Origin of the sequence: Solemya velesiana gill symbiont (assembly GCF_002020805.1) — a bacterium.
Lineage (GTDB): Bacteria > Pseudomonadota > Gammaproteobacteria > Chromatiales > Chromatiaceae > Sedimenticola_A.
On record NZ_MPRJ01000003.1, the window covers coordinates 13861 to 29531 of the forward strand.

Below are 15671 nucleotides of genomic sequence, written 5' to 3' on the forward strand. Positions count from 1 at the left end.
CATGTACCCGGCTCTCTGGATCGCAAAAACAGGTCTCGACAGTCAACAGACGCGGATGGCGACCATAGCCAATAACCTGGCCAATGTGAGTACGACCGGCTTCAAGCGTGATCGCGCCTCGTTTGAAGCCCTTATCTACCAGAATATTCGCCAGGTGGGTTCCCAGACATCGGAAACCACCGAGCTTCCCTCCGGCCTGGTTTTGGGTACCGGTGTGCGTACCGTCGCTACCCAGAAACTCTTTACACAGGGAAATATTACCCAGACCGGCAACTCACTCGATGTCGCCCTCGAAGGGCGGGGATTCCTGCAGATCTTGCATCCGGACGGCACCATAGTCTATACACGAGACGGTACTTTCAGCCTCAATTCGGATGCGCAGGTCGTCAACAACAATGGCTATGCCCTTGAGCCTGCCATAACCGTTCCCGACAACACGGTATCACTGACCATAGGCTCTGACGGCGTGGTCAGTGCACTGGTTGCCGGCAATACCGCCCCCACCCAGATTGGAAGTATTGAGCTGGCCGATTTCGTCAATCCCATCGGGTTGGCGGCAATAGGCCAAAACCTCTTTCGCGAGACGGGTTCAAGCGGTGCACCTACCACGGGGACTCCCGGCACTGAAGGTATGGGTACCCTGATCCAGGGCTCGTTGGAGAGTTCCAATGTGAATGTCGTCGAGGAGATGGTGAACATGATCGAGACCCAACGGGCCTACGAGATGAACTCCAAGGCGATCTCCACCACTGACGAGATGCTGGCTTATCTCAATAACCAGCTCTGATGGTGAACAGGTGATGTGATGAAGAGGCTTAGCGTAATTTCGATCTTGGCACTTGCAGCACTCTCCCTCGCGGGCTGCAATACTGCACCAAAGCGGGATCCAGCCTATGCGCCCATCCGCCCGGTAGCCATACCGACACCGGTGCAGAGCAATGGTGCAATCTACCAGGCAGGTTATGAACATAGCTGGTTCGAGGATATGCGTGCCCGGCGTGTTGGCGACATGCTGACCATCAAGCTAGTTGAGAAGACGGATGCCTCGAAAACGGCTGCAACCAGCGTGGACAAGAGCAACAGCACGACCATCACCAACCCGACTATTCTCGGCTCAACCCCCCAGTTCGACACGCCCAGTATCATTCCGCTCGCCAGCAACAGCGACAACAATCTCGGCATGAATCTCTCTTCGAGTTCATCCTTTGCCGGGTCAGGCGACAGTGCCCAGAGCAACAACCTGACCGGTGATATCACGGTTAGCGTGGTGGAGGTGATGCCCAACGGTTATTTGTTGGTGCGAGGTGAGAAACGTATCGGTATCAACCAGGGCAACGAATACATCAAGGTCTCCGGTATCGTCAGGCCTGCAGATATCGATTCCACCAACACGGTGCTTTCGACCAAGCTTGCCGATCCGACCCTTATCTATGTTGGCGATGGTGCAGTGGCCGAATCCAACACAATGGGTTGGCTGTCACGCTTCTTCATCAGCGCTCTCTTCCCATTTTAGGTGACATCATGAAACGCTATACACCTAAACAAACGATCCAGCAGTCAGCCTACTCAAAAATGAGTGAACGGTTTGGCTGGTATCTCATGGCACTCGCAGTTCTGCTGGGACTGATGAGCGTGGTCATGCCCGCAAGGGCTGAACGCATAAAGGATATCGCTTCCATCGCCGGGGTGCGCAGCAACCAGCTGATTGGTTACGGCCTAGTTGTCGGCCTCGACGGAACCGGCGACGGAAACACCAATTCTCCTTTCACCATCCAGAGCCTGCGCAGCATGCTCAACCAGTTGGGCATCGTGGTTCCCCCGGGAACCACGATAAAACCAAAGAACGTTGCGGCGGTGACCCTGCATGCCGATCTGCCCTCATTCGCCAAACCGGGTCAGAAGATCGATGTGACCGCCTCCTCCATCGGCGATGCCAAGAGCCTGCGCGGCGGTACCCTGCTGATGTCACCAATGAAAGGTGCAGATGGCAAGGTGTATGCCGTGGCCCAGGGTAACCTGGTGGTCGGTGGTCTGAGTGCCGCAGGAGCGGATGGCTCCAGTATCACCGTCAATATTCCCACCGTGGGGCGTATACCCAACGGTGCTTCAGTTGAGCGCAGCGTACCGACAGCATTCGGCCAGGGTACTTCATTGACCCTGAATCTGCATGATGCCGATTTCACCACGGCACAACGGGTGGTGAAGTCCATCAATGAAACCATTGGTCCCGGTGCTGCCCAGGCACTCGATGCGACCTCCATTCAGGTAAGCAGCCCGTTGAACCCTTCACAGCGGGTGAGCTTTGTCTCCCTGATCGAGAACCTCGAGGTTCAACCCGGCTCAGCGCCTGCAAGGATCATCGTCAACTCGAGAACCGGCACGGTGGTGATCAGCAACGAGGTGAGGGTATCGCCCGCGGCGGTCTCCCATGGCAGCCTCACTGTCACGATCAGTGAAGAGCTGGAAGTGTCGCAACCAGCCCCGCTCTCAGCCGGCCAAACTGAAGTGATATCCAGGACCGATGTTGGCGTGGAAGAGGGCGGCAGTGCGATGTTCCTGTTCAAGCCCGGCGCCTCCTTGGACGAGGTTGTCAGGGCCGTCAACCAGGTGGGTGCAGCGCCTTCTGACCTGGTAGCCATTCTTGAGGCCCTGAAGCAGGCCGGTGCGCTCAAGGCGGAACTGGTGGTGATCTGATGAACAACCTGGCCAGTGCATCCATCTATACAGACTTCGGAGGCCTTGAAGCACTCAAGGCCCAGGCGGTCAATGATGAACAGGGTTCACTGGATACGGTTGCGCAGCAGTTCGAGGCCATGCTGATGCAGCAGATGCTAAAAGCGATGCGCCAGGCCAGTATGGGGGAAGGCTTGTTGGACAGTGATCAGAGCCTCTTCTACCGGGATATGTACGACCAGCAGTTGGCTATTCATCTTGCCGAGAGTGGCGGCCTGGGTATGGCAGAGATTATCAAGCGCCAGTTGAGCGAAGGGCAGACAGGTCCTTCCGAGCAGGGTAAAGAGATCGATGACTATCCGCGTTGGGGTCATGAGATATCTGTGCAGACGGATAATTCCAATTCTGGTCGACACGTCGAGCTGAACGCCGAACTGCAGCAGCAGGGAGTGGGTGATCAGGCTCCTGATACCCGCAATTGGCAGCCTGTCGACTTCGTCAAGGAGCTCATGCCCTGGGCACGCAAGGCGGCGGCACTTTTGGGGCTACAACCCCAAGCCCTCTTGGCCCAGGCTGCCCTGGAAACGGGTTGGGGTAGACATATCATGCGCTTTGGAGATGGCCAGTCTGCCAATAACCTGTTCGGAATCAAGGCTGACCAGCGTTGGGATGGCAATAAAGTGGCCGTGAACACCCTGGAGTACGAGAACGGCGCCGCGGTGAAAAAACGGGCCTTCTTTAGGGCATACGACTCTCTGGGTGAGAGTTTTCTGGATTACGCAGAATTTGTAAGCAGCAGCCCCCGCTATCAGGGTGCGTTGGCCAAGGCTGATGATCCTACGGCGTACTTCATTGAACTGCAACAGGCCGGTTACGCTACAGACCCTGAATATGCAAGCAAAATAAAAGGGATAATGTCTGGCTCCCTGATGAAGGAAGCCATGGCCGGATTAAAGGCGGAAGGGCCGGAGCCGCTATAGATGATAAGACGCCCCTGGTGCCTGGCACCTGCGCGTCTGATATCGAGGTAAAGATATGGCAACAATTTTTGGAATAGGCACCTCAGCACTGCTCTCCTACCAGCGGGTATTGACCACGGTGGGGCATAATGTTGCCAATGCCAACACCGAGGGTTACAGCCGCCAGCGGGTCAATCTCGCTACCCGTACACCGGATCTGACTCCGGCAGGCTGGATGGGCAACGGCGTGGATGCCGTTTCCGTGCAGCGCTTCTACGATGACTTCATCGCTACCCAGATGCGTGGTGCCCAGACCGCTGCCTCCGAGATGGAGACGATTCTCGAGCACGCTGCCCGGCTGGACAACCTTCTGGCAGACCCGATGGTCGGGCTCGATCCCGCTATCCAGCGTTTTTTCGATGCATTTCAGGATGTTTCCGACAATCCGGCCTCCACCTCTGCGAGACAGGTATTGTTGGTGGAAGGTGAGTCCCTGGCCGATCGCTTCGCCTACATCAACCGACAGTATGATCAACTGCGCCAGGATATCTACCAGGAAATTAAAAATGCAGTCACCGAAATCAACACGTTGTCTGACAACCTGGCGGAGGTGAACAAGGCAATAGTCATCGCGAAAGCCGAGGGACGTGGCGAACCCAACGATCTGCTTGATCAGCGTGAAATGCTCCTGAATGACCTGTCCAAATTTATCAGTGTCCAGACGTTTATGCAGGATGACGGGGCGATGAATGTCATTATCGGTCAGGGCCAGCCCCTTGTTGTCGGCTTTGAGAATGCGGAACTTACCGTTGAGCCCAATCCGGTGAATCCCACCAGCCCGAATATTGAGCTGAGCATTGATGACGGTGCTTCATCAATTGTCGTCACCAATCAAATCAGCGGTGGAGAGCTCGGTGGATTGGTTCGGTTCCGTGAAGAGTACCTGGATGAGGGGCAGAGCCTGCTCGGCAAGGTCGCCATCGGAATGGTGGAAATGATAAACGACCAGCACGTGCAGGGAATCGATCTCCTAAACCACTTTGGAGGCAATTTCTTTCAGCCCATATCCGTGTCCGGGGCACCTAACTTTTACAACACCGGCACTGGTGATGTATCGGTCACGTTTTCTCCCAGTGATTTGGGAGATCTGACCTCATCGGACTATCAACTGGTTCGTGATGACCCGCTTGGGCCCAATACGTATACCCTGACTCGTCTCTTGGATGGCACCACGACCTTGATCAACCCGGCGAGTATCCCTGTCATCGATGGTTTCCAGATGACTATCACCCCAGGTGCGGCAGTTGGGGACTCATTCCTGATTCCTCCCACAAGGGATGCGGCAGGTGAGGTCTCCATGTTGATTACGGATGTCAACCGGATCGCTGCTGCCGGGGCATTGAGAGGGGGTGCAGCGACCGATGCCAATGGTAATCCTGTAAATATCGGAGATGCCTCCATTTCCGGTATTGCAACCAGTAGTGCCACAGGGCTTTCGTCCGCGACCGCCATGACCCTGACCTTTTCTGCTGATGCAGACGGTTTGGGCAATCCGGGTTTTACCATTGCCAGTACTCCAGCAGTCGTTCCCAGCTACGTTTTGTATGATCCCGCCACTGAATCCGGCGGCAAAACCTTTCCTGATGGAACGGTCCCGGGACATTTCGATCCCATTGGTGGGCTCAGTTTTCAAATCAAGGGTATACCCACGGCAGGTGACCAGTTTGTGGTCGAATTCAATGCCGGAGGCAGGACAGACAATACCAACGCCCTTGCACTGGCAGGATTGCAGAATGAATTGTTGATGAACGGCGGTACGGCGACCTTCCAGGATGTCTATTCGGAACTGATATCCGATGTAGGGGCCAAGACGCACCAGGCAGAGCTCAATTACATGGCCCAGGAGGGGCTGCTTTCCTCCCATACCGAGAGACTGCAGGAGATCTCCGGTGTGAACCTGGATGAAGAGGCGGCAAATTTGGCCAGGTTCCAGCAGGCCTACCAGGCTTCCGCCCAGATTATCCAGGTGGCCAATACCCTGTTTGAGTCTCTACTGAACTCAGTAGGGAGGTAATGATGTTTAGAATTTCAACGAACACGGTTTACCAGCGCGGCCTTGAAGGGATTCTGAAGCGCGAACATGATCTGAGCGAAGTACAGATGCAGGTCTCTTCGGGCAAGGCTTTTCTGAAGCCCTCTGATGATCCTTCGGGCAGCGCCCGGGTACTGGATTTCAACCGGGTAATTGAAAATACCGAGCAGTACCAGAGAAATATCCTCAGCATCAAGAACAGGCTTGCAATCGAGGATAATGTCCTGGACGGACTGGGCAAGGGACTGCGGCGCATCAGGGAACTGGCACTGCAGGGCTCCAGTGAAACCTACACGCCAGATCAGCAGGCCTACCTGGCTAAAGAGGTCAGGATCCTGCTCGACGACATGGTTAGCCTGGCTAATAGCCAGGACTCTTCCGGTGACTATATCTTCGCCGGTTACCAGGGAAGTGTCAGGCCCTTCGAATTGGTAGGAGGCAACTATGTCTTCAACGGCGATATGGGCCAGCGGCAGATCCGTGTATCCGATGACAGGACTATTGCCGACAGTGATTCCGGTTTTGAGGTATTCATGGATATAGCCACCAGCGCAGGTGGGACCCGAAACGCTTTCGAGACCGTGGATCAGATTGCGACCTCCCTGGAGAGCGGTGTGGCGGTCGGTACCCTGCTGGATGACCTGCAACTGGTGATGGAGAACGTTCTGGAGATCCGAGCAGGTGTGGGTGCACGCCAGAATGCAGTTGATCAGCACGAGATTATCAATGAGGATTTCATCCTTACAATGGAAGAGAACCGCGCAAAAATAGAGGATCTCGACTATGCAGAGGCCCTGACCCGCTTCAGCCAGTTGCAGACCGCCCTGGAAGCCGCCCAGAAGACCTTTATCAGCCTCCAGGGACTGTCGCTGTTCAATTTTTTGCGGCTCTGATGACTGGGTAAAAATTCAATGGTGTTCAGGAGCTTAGATAGTTCCTGAGTGATGGGAATCGAAGTATACCCGGCTCTTTTGCAATCCGAATTGATACTGACAGCATGAATGCAGGTCGGTTTCTCGCCCTGCCCGGTGGGAAATCGGCCTGCAACTGCTCCTCATGCCGGTGTTGGGGTCGGTCGTGCTAGGAAATAGATTCCATGAGCTTGGAGTCTCAGTCCGGCAGCGCTGATCCGGTGAATCTACTTATGTTTTTGAAAAATAAGTGGAAAACTCGGGGGCAGAAAAACAGGTTTTTTTCTAAAGATAGTTTTCCGGCGGCCGCTATAAATTACGGAAGCGGTAAACACCATCCAGTCAGAGACGGTATATCCGCTAGGTAAAACACTCCCAGGTCGCGATCTGACTAAACCTGCGCCGAGTGCATTTAAGGATTGAAATCATGGCTATCACAGTCAACACAAACCTGTATTCACTGGCTGCGCGTCGTAATATCAGCCGTTCCCAATCAGACATGATGACAGCGGTACAGCGTCTATCATCCGGCCTGCGTATCAACATGGCAAAAGATGACGCGGCGGGTATCGGTATCGCTCAATTGGCAGAAGGTTTTGCACGCGGAAACGCCGTTGCACAGCAAACCCTGGGTGACGCCTTCTCCCGTCTGCAGATCGCTGACGGCTCACTTCAGACCGCAAACCAGATCATCCAGCGTATCCGCGAGCTGGCGGTACAGAAACAGAGTGGCACCTACACCTCGGTCCAGAAAGGCTACCTCAATACTGAAATGACCCAGTTGGGTACCGAACTGAGTGCAATGATCGGTCGTGCCAAGTACAACGGCGCAGACGCATTCGGCACCTTCACCGTTGTAGCTGACGGCGAGGGCGGTACTATCTCGATCGCTCTGGGTGCAGCACCCTCTCTCTCACTGGGTTCCAGTACCACAGTGGCCCAGGCAACCTCCGCCTTGAACACCATCAACAGCTCCCTGGCTACCATCGGTGCCTTCGAGAGCGTGGTCGAGAAGGCGATTACCACGGCCATGAACAACGAAGAGGCACAATGGGCTGCATATGGTCGTGCAATGGATGCTGATATGGCTCGCGAGACGGCGCGTCTGACCAGTGCCCAGGTGGTGCAGCAGGCCGGTGTAGCTGCCCTTGCCCAGGCCAACACGCTGCCTCAGCTGGCACTTGGACTCCTTGGGTAACTCAGGTGACCCCGGGCTGAAAAGCCCGGTGTGAACGGGAAACGAAAACGAGGAAATAGCTATGGCAGTTGATATCGTCAACATTAACAGCCTACCGCCGGCTAAGCGTCCTGTGACTTCGTCTCGACCTGAGAACGTCCAGAAATCATCTGGACCGCCCCAAGTCCAACAGGCAATCGAGAGTGTCGCTTCAAAACAGGCGGAAGTTCAGCAGGATGTGGAAACACAGAATGCTGATAAGTTTGTTGATGCGGATCAGCTCAAGGGTCTGTTGGATGAAGCGAACCAGATGATGCAAGTGTCGAAGCGCAAGCTTCAATTCAGTATCAATGAGGACACAGGAAAACCGGTAGTGAGGGTATATGACGCGGAGACAAAGGAACTGATCCGCCAATACCCTCCTGATGAAATACTGGCTCTGGCAAGAACCATCAAGGAGATGATGGATGAGCCACAACTTGGCTTTATGCTGGACGAAAAGGGATAAAGCCTATTTGGCCATGAAAATGGCGGTTGGGTGGTGGGTAGTATTGTTTTCAAGGAGTTAGGTTATGCCAATCGGTATGCCTGGTATCGGATCGGGTCTTGACCTGGGAACGGTGATCGATCAGTTGATGGCGATCGAGCGCCGTCCCCTCGACCGGCTATTGCAGCAGCAACAGGAGGTCGAGACCCAGATCAGTGCCTATGGTCGACTCTCCAGCGCGGTAACGTCATTTCAGCTCAGCCTGAGCCCGCTGAGATTTCAGACCGCGTTTCTCCCCAAAACGGCCACGTCCAGTAACGAAAGTGTGGCCACGGCTACGGCAACCGCAGGAGTCGCGACATCTAGTTATGACCTGGTTGTCACCGACCTGGCACAGGCGCATAAGCTGGCATCCTATCGATACACTGACAGTGCTGAAGAAGTTGGTACGGGCACCATTACCCTGGAGGTCAATGGCAGTTCCACCTCCATTACGGTGGACAGCAGCAGCAACACCCTGGCCGGCCTGCGGGATGCGATCAACGACGATGCAAACAATCCTGGTATCAGCGCTTCACTGATCAACGAGAGCGGTGGAACGAGGCTGATACTGCAATCAGACGAAACCGGTGAAGATAGCGAGATCACGGTGACCTGCTCCGGCGACGGCAGCGGTGATGCCGACAATGTCGGGTTGTCCAAGCTGTTCTATGTTGATGCCGGTGATCCGGCAGCTGCCGAAGAGGTCACGGCAGCCCAGAATGCGGCGGGAACCATTGATGGTTTTGCCTTTACAAGCGCCTCCAACACGGTGAGTGGGGTTGTGGAAAATCTCACCTTCACGGTTAAATCTGCAGGTTCTTCAACCCTGTCCGTGGAAAAAGATACTGCAAGTATCAAGTCCGCGATCCAGAATTTCGTGGACAAATACAACAGCCTGCACAGCGTGATCCAGTCTGAGCGAGCAGCAGATCTGAGCGGTGATACCTCGCTCAACTTTATCGAGATGGCCCTCTCGGGGGTGCTTAACGAATCAACGGGCGGGACCCTGGGCAGCCTGGCGGAGATCGGTATGTCCCGCGATCGCTACGGTGTGATGTCAATCGACAGCGAAGTATTCGACTCGGTTCTGGAGAACCGGTTCGATGACGTGGTCAGCCTGTTTACTGATGAGACCACGGGCGTCGCAAACCGACTCTACGATATAGCCGGTGCGATGCTGGATGAGAGTGGCGTGATCGGTTCAAGGCAGACCAGCCTGGACGACAGAAAGAGTTTCCTGCAGATTGACGAGCTCAGGCTGCAGTCAATCCTTGATGCCACCGAAGAGCGGCTGGTGAGGCAATTCGCGGAGCTCGATCAGCTTGTTGCCTCTTTCCAGGGGATCAGCGATTATCTGTCGAACAACTTGTCCAGTCTCAACAGGTAGCAATAACTGGACTATCTAAAGTAATGACGTTGTGTGGTGCCAGAAGATATGATGATGAACAACAAAGGCTCTAGTGCATCGAAGTATTCAGAAGCTTCAGGTAGTGAAGCCCACTTCGCGACCCCCCATCGCCTGGTGCGGATGCTGATGGAAGGTGTCCTGGATAAAATTGCCGTCGCCAAAGGAGCGATCGAGCGGCATGATGTTGAATTGCGCCAGCGCAATATCACCTGGGCGGTTTCGATTATCGATGCCTTGCGCTCCAGTCTCGACTTTGAGAAAGGCGGTGAGATTGCCGCCAACCTCGAATCGCTTTACAGCTACAGCAATCACAGGCTGATGGAGGCCAATATCAGTGATGATGTCACGAAGCTTGATGAGGTTACCGACCTTATCAGGGAGCTCAAAAGGGGATGGGATACCATTCCCGATGAGATCAAGCAGGCATCGAGCATTGAAGAAGCCGTTACTTCCTCTCCCAAGTGAGATCCCATGGCTGCCACCGGCCAATATCTGCAGCAATCACTTGAATTGACGCGTGACCTGTTGGCGCTTGCCAGGCAGGACCAATGGGATGCTATTCTGGAAAAGCAGAAACAACGCGTTGAGTTGCTCCAGTCATGGGAGAAGCATGAAAAAGGTTTACTCGACCGGGCCGTTGAAGAATCGATGCTCGAGGAGATGTTGAACCTGAATAACGAGATTGTCTCGCTCAGCAGCAAGGCGAGGGATGCCGCCAAGAAAGAGTTTCAGAATATGCGTAAGAGCAGGGCAGCAACCGACGTCTATAAGAAATTCCGCTAGCTTTTCGTTAGAGCCCTTATTTTTCCTCGCGGCCTCGGTATCCGCCAGTATCCATGTCTGATCATAGTATGCTTGATGACACGGTTATTAGGCCGTATTGACCCATGGTGATAACATCAACACTACCGTCATGGGCCAGGAAACCGGAAAATGGATGTCTTGGAGAAGGAACCTTTTATATTCAACCAATCTGGTGAGCAGTTTCTGTTTTCGGCCAACAGGGAAGATTTTTCAGCGCAGTCGAGTGCAGATGTTTACCGGGAAGCGTTCGGTGACTCCCTTTTCAACGAGAGCAGCTTCTATCTCATAATTGGCACGGACTCCGGGCTTCTTCCCGCCTTCATTGCAACCAGGGGTATACCCAGGGGAACGCATTATTATTTCCTGGAAAGCCCTGCCGTGCTGGAGCGTTTGAATGAGAAAGAGGGAGTGCTTGATACACGCTTCCATTTCAGTACACTTGATTCCATCGACTCCACTCTGGAGCAGATGAGTGCTGACGGCCTGGTTTTCTACCTGGCCGATGATACCTTCCAAGTTATTCCTTCTCTTGCGGCTCGTCATGATTACCTTAGTGAGTATGCCCTGATCCAGACGGCCACCAATGAGAGGCTCAAGGCATTTGCCTGACAACACGCCTTTGAAATCAAAGAAGATCTTCACTTGATGAACGGGCTTGAGAACAGTCAGGACAGCCTGCTCTATTGTGATTGCCTGAAGGGGAGGGTTAAGGATATTACAGCTGTTGTATTGGCTGCAGGTCCTTCGCTGGATACCTTTTTACCCTGGGTCAAAGCGCATCAAAGGGATTTGCTAGTAGTTGCCGTGTCGAGAGTCTGCGCCTATCTGAAGAACCAGGGTATCACGCCGGATATAATGATCCATACCGATCCCAATGATTACAGTGTCGGCGTGGGGAAAGGAATTTTTCATTTTCCGGAATCACTCTTTGCTTATACATTCTGTGCGCATCCTTCGCTGGTAACCCAGTGGCCTGGTATGAAGGTGCTGCTGGATAAAGCGTCGATCATGGGGCAAGTGTTCCCGGATGCTGTCAACATACATGAATTCGGATCAACTGTGTCCAACATGGCGATCAGCCTGGCTTCCTATATGGGGGCAAGCAGGGTTGTTCTGCTTGGAATCGATCTTTGCAATGGGGTCGATGGAATGAGGCATGCGAAAGGAGTAACTGAAGCATATTATCCGATCATAAGTAGAAATTTGATTAAGGTTGAAACCAACCGGGGAGGATATGCCTATTCAACAACGGATTATGTGCAGGCTGCCAATGAGTTGGAGATGCAGGCGCAAAGCCTGAAGTGCTCTGGAGTCACTTTGGTCAATCCTTCGCCTGAGGCGGTAAAACTGGCGCACGTGGAGTATTGCCCCATAGAGCACATTGAGATTCCCGGTTTGGAAAGAGACGTTGTGGAAACCATTCGATCGGCTTGTGCAGGCAGGGATCCTATCGGTTTTCAACGGCGGCTCAAGGGTAGCGTGGAAAAAATGCTCCAAGAACTAACTCGATTGGAAGCCCGCGTGCAATCGGTGTTGGAGTTCATCCGGCAATTGGGAATTGGCGGGAGCAAGCTATCAGCAAATGTTCGACAAGAGATGGTGACTTTATTGAATGAAACACAAGGTAGTGAAAGTTTCAGGCTTGCCCTCAGAATTTCATGGCAGGAGATCTTTGCAGCGCTGAAGCGTATACAGGAGGGGGTGGCTGATGAGAGGGCTAAGCTGAACTGTCAGCGTGATTATTTGCGTTCTTATCTGTCAGCATCGGCTCGTTTTCGTGATCTATTGACTGGAACACTTGAACGGGTGCATTGCAGACAGAAAGAGTTGAACGGATATCAGGATATTGGAAGTATTCTGGACCAATGGGATAAAGACGAGCAGCCGGGACGCAGCCTGATGATCCAGGAGCAGGTGTTGGAGTCAGGCGACATTGGGCAGCCCCACCTTGGTCGTATACAGGAAATGCGCAGGAAGTTTAAGGCGTTTCTTCAGGAGGATCAGAGTGCCAAGAGTTCAGGGGGAAACCATTAACTATGGGCTGCAGAATGTTGTGGCCAGAGTCTCAGAGCTGTTCAGGACCAGGGATTACCTGGGGTTTGATTATTTGTTGACCATGTTGGGTCAATATCCCGAAGAGATGGCCTTTCCATATCTCTGTATCACTCAAGGCATGAAAGCGGAGCTCGAAGGAGACCCGGGCCAGGCTGTTAAGCACTATCACGCAGTCCTCGATAATATTGAATCTCCGGTAATCGAGTTTGCACTGAAGCGAATCGCGCATATTTGCATGAATGCGGGTGATATGGAGAACGCGGTATATGCAGTGGATTCCCTGGTACATATTTCGGATAGGTATGTCCCATTTTTTGCCAATCTGCTTACTAGCATCGGCCAGCCGGAAGATGCGATAGCGCTTTATGAGCAGTACACAGGGCAACATCCCGGGGACATGGGATCGGTAGAGAAGCTGGCGGTGCTTTACCACAAGCTTGGGAGGCAGGATGATATTGTGCCGTTACTGCAATCTGTAGAGCAGCTGGCTCCCGGCTCAGAAATGCTCGGCAGATTGAAGCTGCTTTGCAGTTCCAGCCTGCCTTGAGAATCAGGTGAGGATGAGCTCGATCACCGCCTTACTGCCGAAGTAGGCCAACATCAGTACCACAAATCCTACCAGTGTCCAGATCAGGGCCTTCTGTCCCCGCCAGCCGAATCTGAAGCGCCCCCACAGCAAGGTGCCGAATACCAGCCAGGCTGCGATGGAGAGAATGGTCTTGTGAACCAGGCGCTGGGCGAATATGTCCTCCAGGAATACAAAGCCACTGATCAGGCCCAGGGTGAGCAGTGCAAAGCCCAGGATGATCATCTCGAACAGTAGTACCTCCATGGTCTGGAGGGGAGGTAGGGAGCGGATGAAGCCGCCAGGATGGCGATGTCTCAAATGATGATCCTGGACAGCAAGCAGTACCGCCTGAACACTGGCCAGTGCCAGCAGACTGTATGCCAGCAGTGAGATCAGGACGTGAATCTGCAGTCCCCAGGGTGCCGTCGAAGAGAGGAAATGCTTGGCCGGAAAGTGCAACTGTAAAATGATGACTACTGCCGCCACGGGCAATAAGGCGATGCCCAGGTTCTCAACCGGTTTGTTGATCGATGAAAAGAGGAGCAGGAGCAGGGCGGTCCAGGCAATCAGGGATGCAGCACCAAAAAAGCTGAGATTAATACCGCCGTTACTCATGATGCTCTGGAACAGCATTGCCGCATGAAGGTTGAGGCCAATGAATATCAAGCCGAGACCGAGTCCTCGGGGCAGCTTGTTTTCAGGGGCTGGCCTGAACAGGCGAATGGCGATAACGATGGCGCTTGCCAGGTAGCAAGCGATGGCTAATGATGCGATTAGAGTGGTGTTCATATCGGACTGAATCATCGCATATCTGTGGCAGTCATGGAATGGGTTGCCTGTTTATTGTCCTTCATCGGGACCCTCTGCCAGAGGGGCGACGGCGTCATACGAATGCGTTCCAGGTTTCCACCCGGGTCGGCAGCATATTTGATAATCATCCACAGAAACCCCACATACCTATATAATATGCAGAATTTCCGCCTATAAACTGAACTGAAGTGAATAGAAGTCATGTTTGACAATCTCACCGAACGCCTGGGTGGCGTACTCACAAAACTGCGCGGCCAGGGTCGCCTGACCGAGGACAACATCAAGGAGACCATGCGCGAGGTGCGTATGGCGCTGCTGGAGGCCGATGTGGCCCTGCCGGTAGTGCGTGCCTTTGTAGACCAGGTTAAAGGGAAGGCCATGGGTGAGGAGGTGATGAAGAGCCTCACACCTGGCCAGGTTCTGATCAAAATACTCAACGACGAGCTCGTCAAGGTGATGGGCGAGGCCAACGAAGGCCTCGACCTGGCATCACAGCCCCCGGCAGTGGTGATGATGGCGGGCCTTCAGGGTTCAGGTAAGACCACCAGCGTGGCAAAACTCGCCCGCTGGCTCCAGGAGAGCCAGAAAAAGTCGGTGATGGTGGTCAGCTGCGACGTCTACCGCCCTGCGGCTATCGACCAGCTTGAAACCCTGGCCAAAGAAGTGGGTGCAGACTTCTTCCCAAGCCGTGGTGACCAGGATCCATTGTATATCGCCACGTCTGCATTGGAGCAGGCGCGCAAACAGTACAAGGATGTTCTGATCGTGGATACCGCCGGCCGGTTGCACGTGGATGAGGCGATGATGGGCGAGATCAAGGCGCTGCACGCCGGGATCAATCCCGTCGAGACCCTGTTTGTGGTCGACAGCATGACCGGCCAGGATGCGGCAAATACGGCCAAGGCCTTTGGCGATGCACTCCCCCTGACCGGCGTGGTGCTGACCAAAACGGATGGTGATGCGAGGGGTGGTGCGGCGCTCTCCATACGCCAGATCACCGGAAAGCCGATCAAATTCCTCGGTATCGGCGAGAAGACCACGGCGCTGGAGGCATTTCACCCGGAGCGCATGGCCTCACGCATCCTGGGTATGGGCGATGTCCTCTCCCTGGTGGAGGAGGTGCAGCGCAAGGTCGACCACAAAAAGACAGAAAAGCTGGCCAAAAAGCTCCAGAAGGGCAAGGGGTTTGACCTGGAGGACTTCAAGGAGCAGATGGAGCAGATGGCAAAGCTCGGCGGCATGGGCGCCCTGATGGATAAGCTTCCTGGCATGGGCGATGTCCCTGATCATGTGAAAAATCAGGCTAACGACAAGGAGATCAACCGCCTGGTGGCCATCATCAACTCCATGACGCCCAAGGAGCGGCAATTTCCCAACATTATCAAGGGGTCACGCAAGCGCCGGATCGCGACCGGATCAGGCACCCAGGTGCAGGATGTGAACAAGCTTCTCAAGCAGTTCACCCAGATGCAAAAAATGATGAAGAAGATGAAGGGCGGCGGCATGGCCAAGATGATGCGCGGACTCAAGGGGCGCATGGGGCCAGGTGGCGGGATGCCACCAAGCGGCGGCTTCCCATTCTGATGGGTAACTCATTGAATTTATAAGGATACGATCTGTTTTTGTAGGAGCCCGGTCCCCCGGGCGATAAAACACCAGCCTCGCTATCGCCGTCAGGAGACGGC

Annotated in this window: 16 protein-coding genes; 15 read left to right on the forward strand and 1 reads right to left on the reverse strand. The window is 54.1% G+C overall.

Going from position 1 to position 15671, the window contains the following annotated elements; translation table 11 throughout:
- Position 1 precedes the first annotated feature (1 nt).
- From flgG to BOW53_RS00920, 14 genes are all read left to right on the forward strand, one after another.
- The gene (flgG, locus tag BOW53_RS00855; protein WP_078485643.1) at positions 2 to 787 is read left to right on the forward strand and encodes a flagellar basal-body rod protein FlgG; all 786 of its coding nucleotides are present in this window, start codon (positions 2 to 4) and stop codon (positions 785 to 787) included.
- Between the two features lie 18 nt (positions 788 to 805).
- The gene (flgH, locus tag BOW53_RS00860) at positions 806 to 1513 is read left to right on the forward strand and encodes a flagellar basal body L-ring protein FlgH (protein ID WP_078485644.1); all 708 of its coding nucleotides are present in this window, start codon (positions 806 to 808) and stop codon (positions 1511 to 1513) included.
- A 59-nt stretch (positions 1514 to 1572) separates the two neighbouring features.
- Positions 1573 to 2694: a flagellar basal body P-ring protein FlgI gene (locus BOW53_RS00865; RefSeq protein WP_078485645.1), complete on the forward strand. Its 1122-nt coding sequence runs from the start codon at positions 1573 to 1575 to the stop codon at positions 2692 to 2694.
- Positions 2694 to 3653, forward strand: a complete 960-nt coding sequence (gene flgJ / locus BOW53_RS00870) for a flagellar assembly peptidoglycan hydrolase FlgJ (RefSeq protein ID WP_078485646.1) — start codon at positions 2694 to 2696, stop codon at positions 3651 to 3653. The genes BOW53_RS00865 and flgJ overlap by 1 nt, the downstream gene beginning before the upstream one ends.
- Before the next feature lie 55 nt (positions 3654 to 3708).
- Positions 3709 to 5706 carry a flagellar hook-associated protein FlgK gene (gene flgK / locus BOW53_RS00875; protein ID WP_078485647.1) on the forward strand — a complete coding sequence of 666 codons (1998 nt, stop codon included), beginning with the start codon at positions 3709 to 3711 and terminating at the stop codon, positions 5704 to 5706.
- On the forward strand, positions 5706 to 6617 hold the full coding sequence (gene flgL / locus BOW53_RS00880) for a flagellar hook-associated protein FlgL (protein WP_078485648.1): 912 nt from the start codon (positions 5706 to 5708) through the stop codon (positions 6615 to 6617). Before flgK ends, flgL begins: the two co-directional genes overlap by 1 nt.
- A gap of 445 nt (positions 6618 to 7062) precedes the next feature.
- The gene (locus BOW53_RS00885; protein ID WP_078485649.1) at positions 7063 to 7833 is read left to right on the forward strand and encodes a flagellin; all 771 of its coding nucleotides are present in this window, start codon (positions 7063 to 7065) and stop codon (positions 7831 to 7833) included.
- A 61-nt stretch (positions 7834 to 7894) separates the two neighbouring features.
- The gene (locus BOW53_RS00890; protein ID WP_078485650.1) at positions 7895 to 8320 is read left to right on the forward strand and encodes a flagellar protein FlaG; all 426 of its coding nucleotides are present in this window, start codon (positions 7895 to 7897) and stop codon (positions 8318 to 8320) included.
- A 64-nt stretch (positions 8321 to 8384) separates the two neighbouring features.
- Positions 8385 to 9728, forward strand: coding sequence for a flagellar filament capping protein FliD (fliD, locus tag BOW53_RS00895; protein ID WP_078485651.1), 1344 nt, complete (start codon positions 8385 to 8387; stop codon positions 9726 to 9728).
- Between the two features lie 48 nt (positions 9729 to 9776).
- A complete protein-coding gene (fliS, locus tag BOW53_RS00900; RefSeq protein ID WP_245831914.1) occupies positions 9777 to 10214 on the forward strand; it encodes a flagellar export chaperone FliS in 438 nt (145 codons plus the stop codon).
- Positions 10215 to 10220: 6 nt separating this feature from the next.
- Positions 10221 to 10532, forward strand: coding sequence for a flagellar protein FliT (locus BOW53_RS00905; RefSeq protein WP_078485652.1), 312 nt, complete (start codon positions 10221 to 10223; stop codon positions 10530 to 10532).
- Positions 10533 to 10682: 150 nt separating this feature from the next.
- A complete protein-coding gene (locus tag BOW53_RS00910; protein WP_078485653.1) occupies positions 10683 to 11162 on the forward strand; it encodes a hypothetical protein in 480 nt (159 codons plus the stop codon).
- Positions 11163 to 11198: 36 nt separating this feature from the next.
- On the forward strand, positions 11199 to 12587 hold the full coding sequence (locus BOW53_RS00915; protein WP_078485654.1) for a motility associated factor glycosyltransferase family protein: 1389 nt from the start codon (positions 11199 to 11201) through the stop codon (positions 12585 to 12587).
- 19 nt (positions 12588 to 12606) lie between these two features.
- Positions 12607 to 13155, forward strand: a complete 549-nt coding sequence (locus BOW53_RS00920) for a tetratricopeptide repeat protein (protein ID WP_135606935.1) — start codon at positions 12607 to 12609, stop codon at positions 13153 to 13155.
- A gap of 3 nt (positions 13156 to 13158) precedes the next feature.
- On the opposite strand, the gene BOW53_RS00925 is transcribed toward BOW53_RS00920, so the two are convergent.
- The gene (locus tag BOW53_RS00925) at positions 13159 to 13965 is read right to left on the reverse strand and encodes a cytochrome C assembly family protein (protein WP_078485692.1); all 807 of its coding nucleotides are present in this window, start codon (positions 13963 to 13965) and stop codon (positions 13159 to 13161) included.
- 222 nt (positions 13966 to 14187) lie between these two features.
- On the opposite strand from BOW53_RS00925, the gene ffh reads away from it, so the two are divergent.
- A complete protein-coding gene (ffh, locus tag BOW53_RS00930) occupies positions 14188 to 15570 on the forward strand; it encodes a signal recognition particle protein (RefSeq protein ID WP_078485657.1) in 1383 nt (460 codons plus the stop codon).
- Positions 15571 to 15671: the final 101 nt, after the last annotated feature.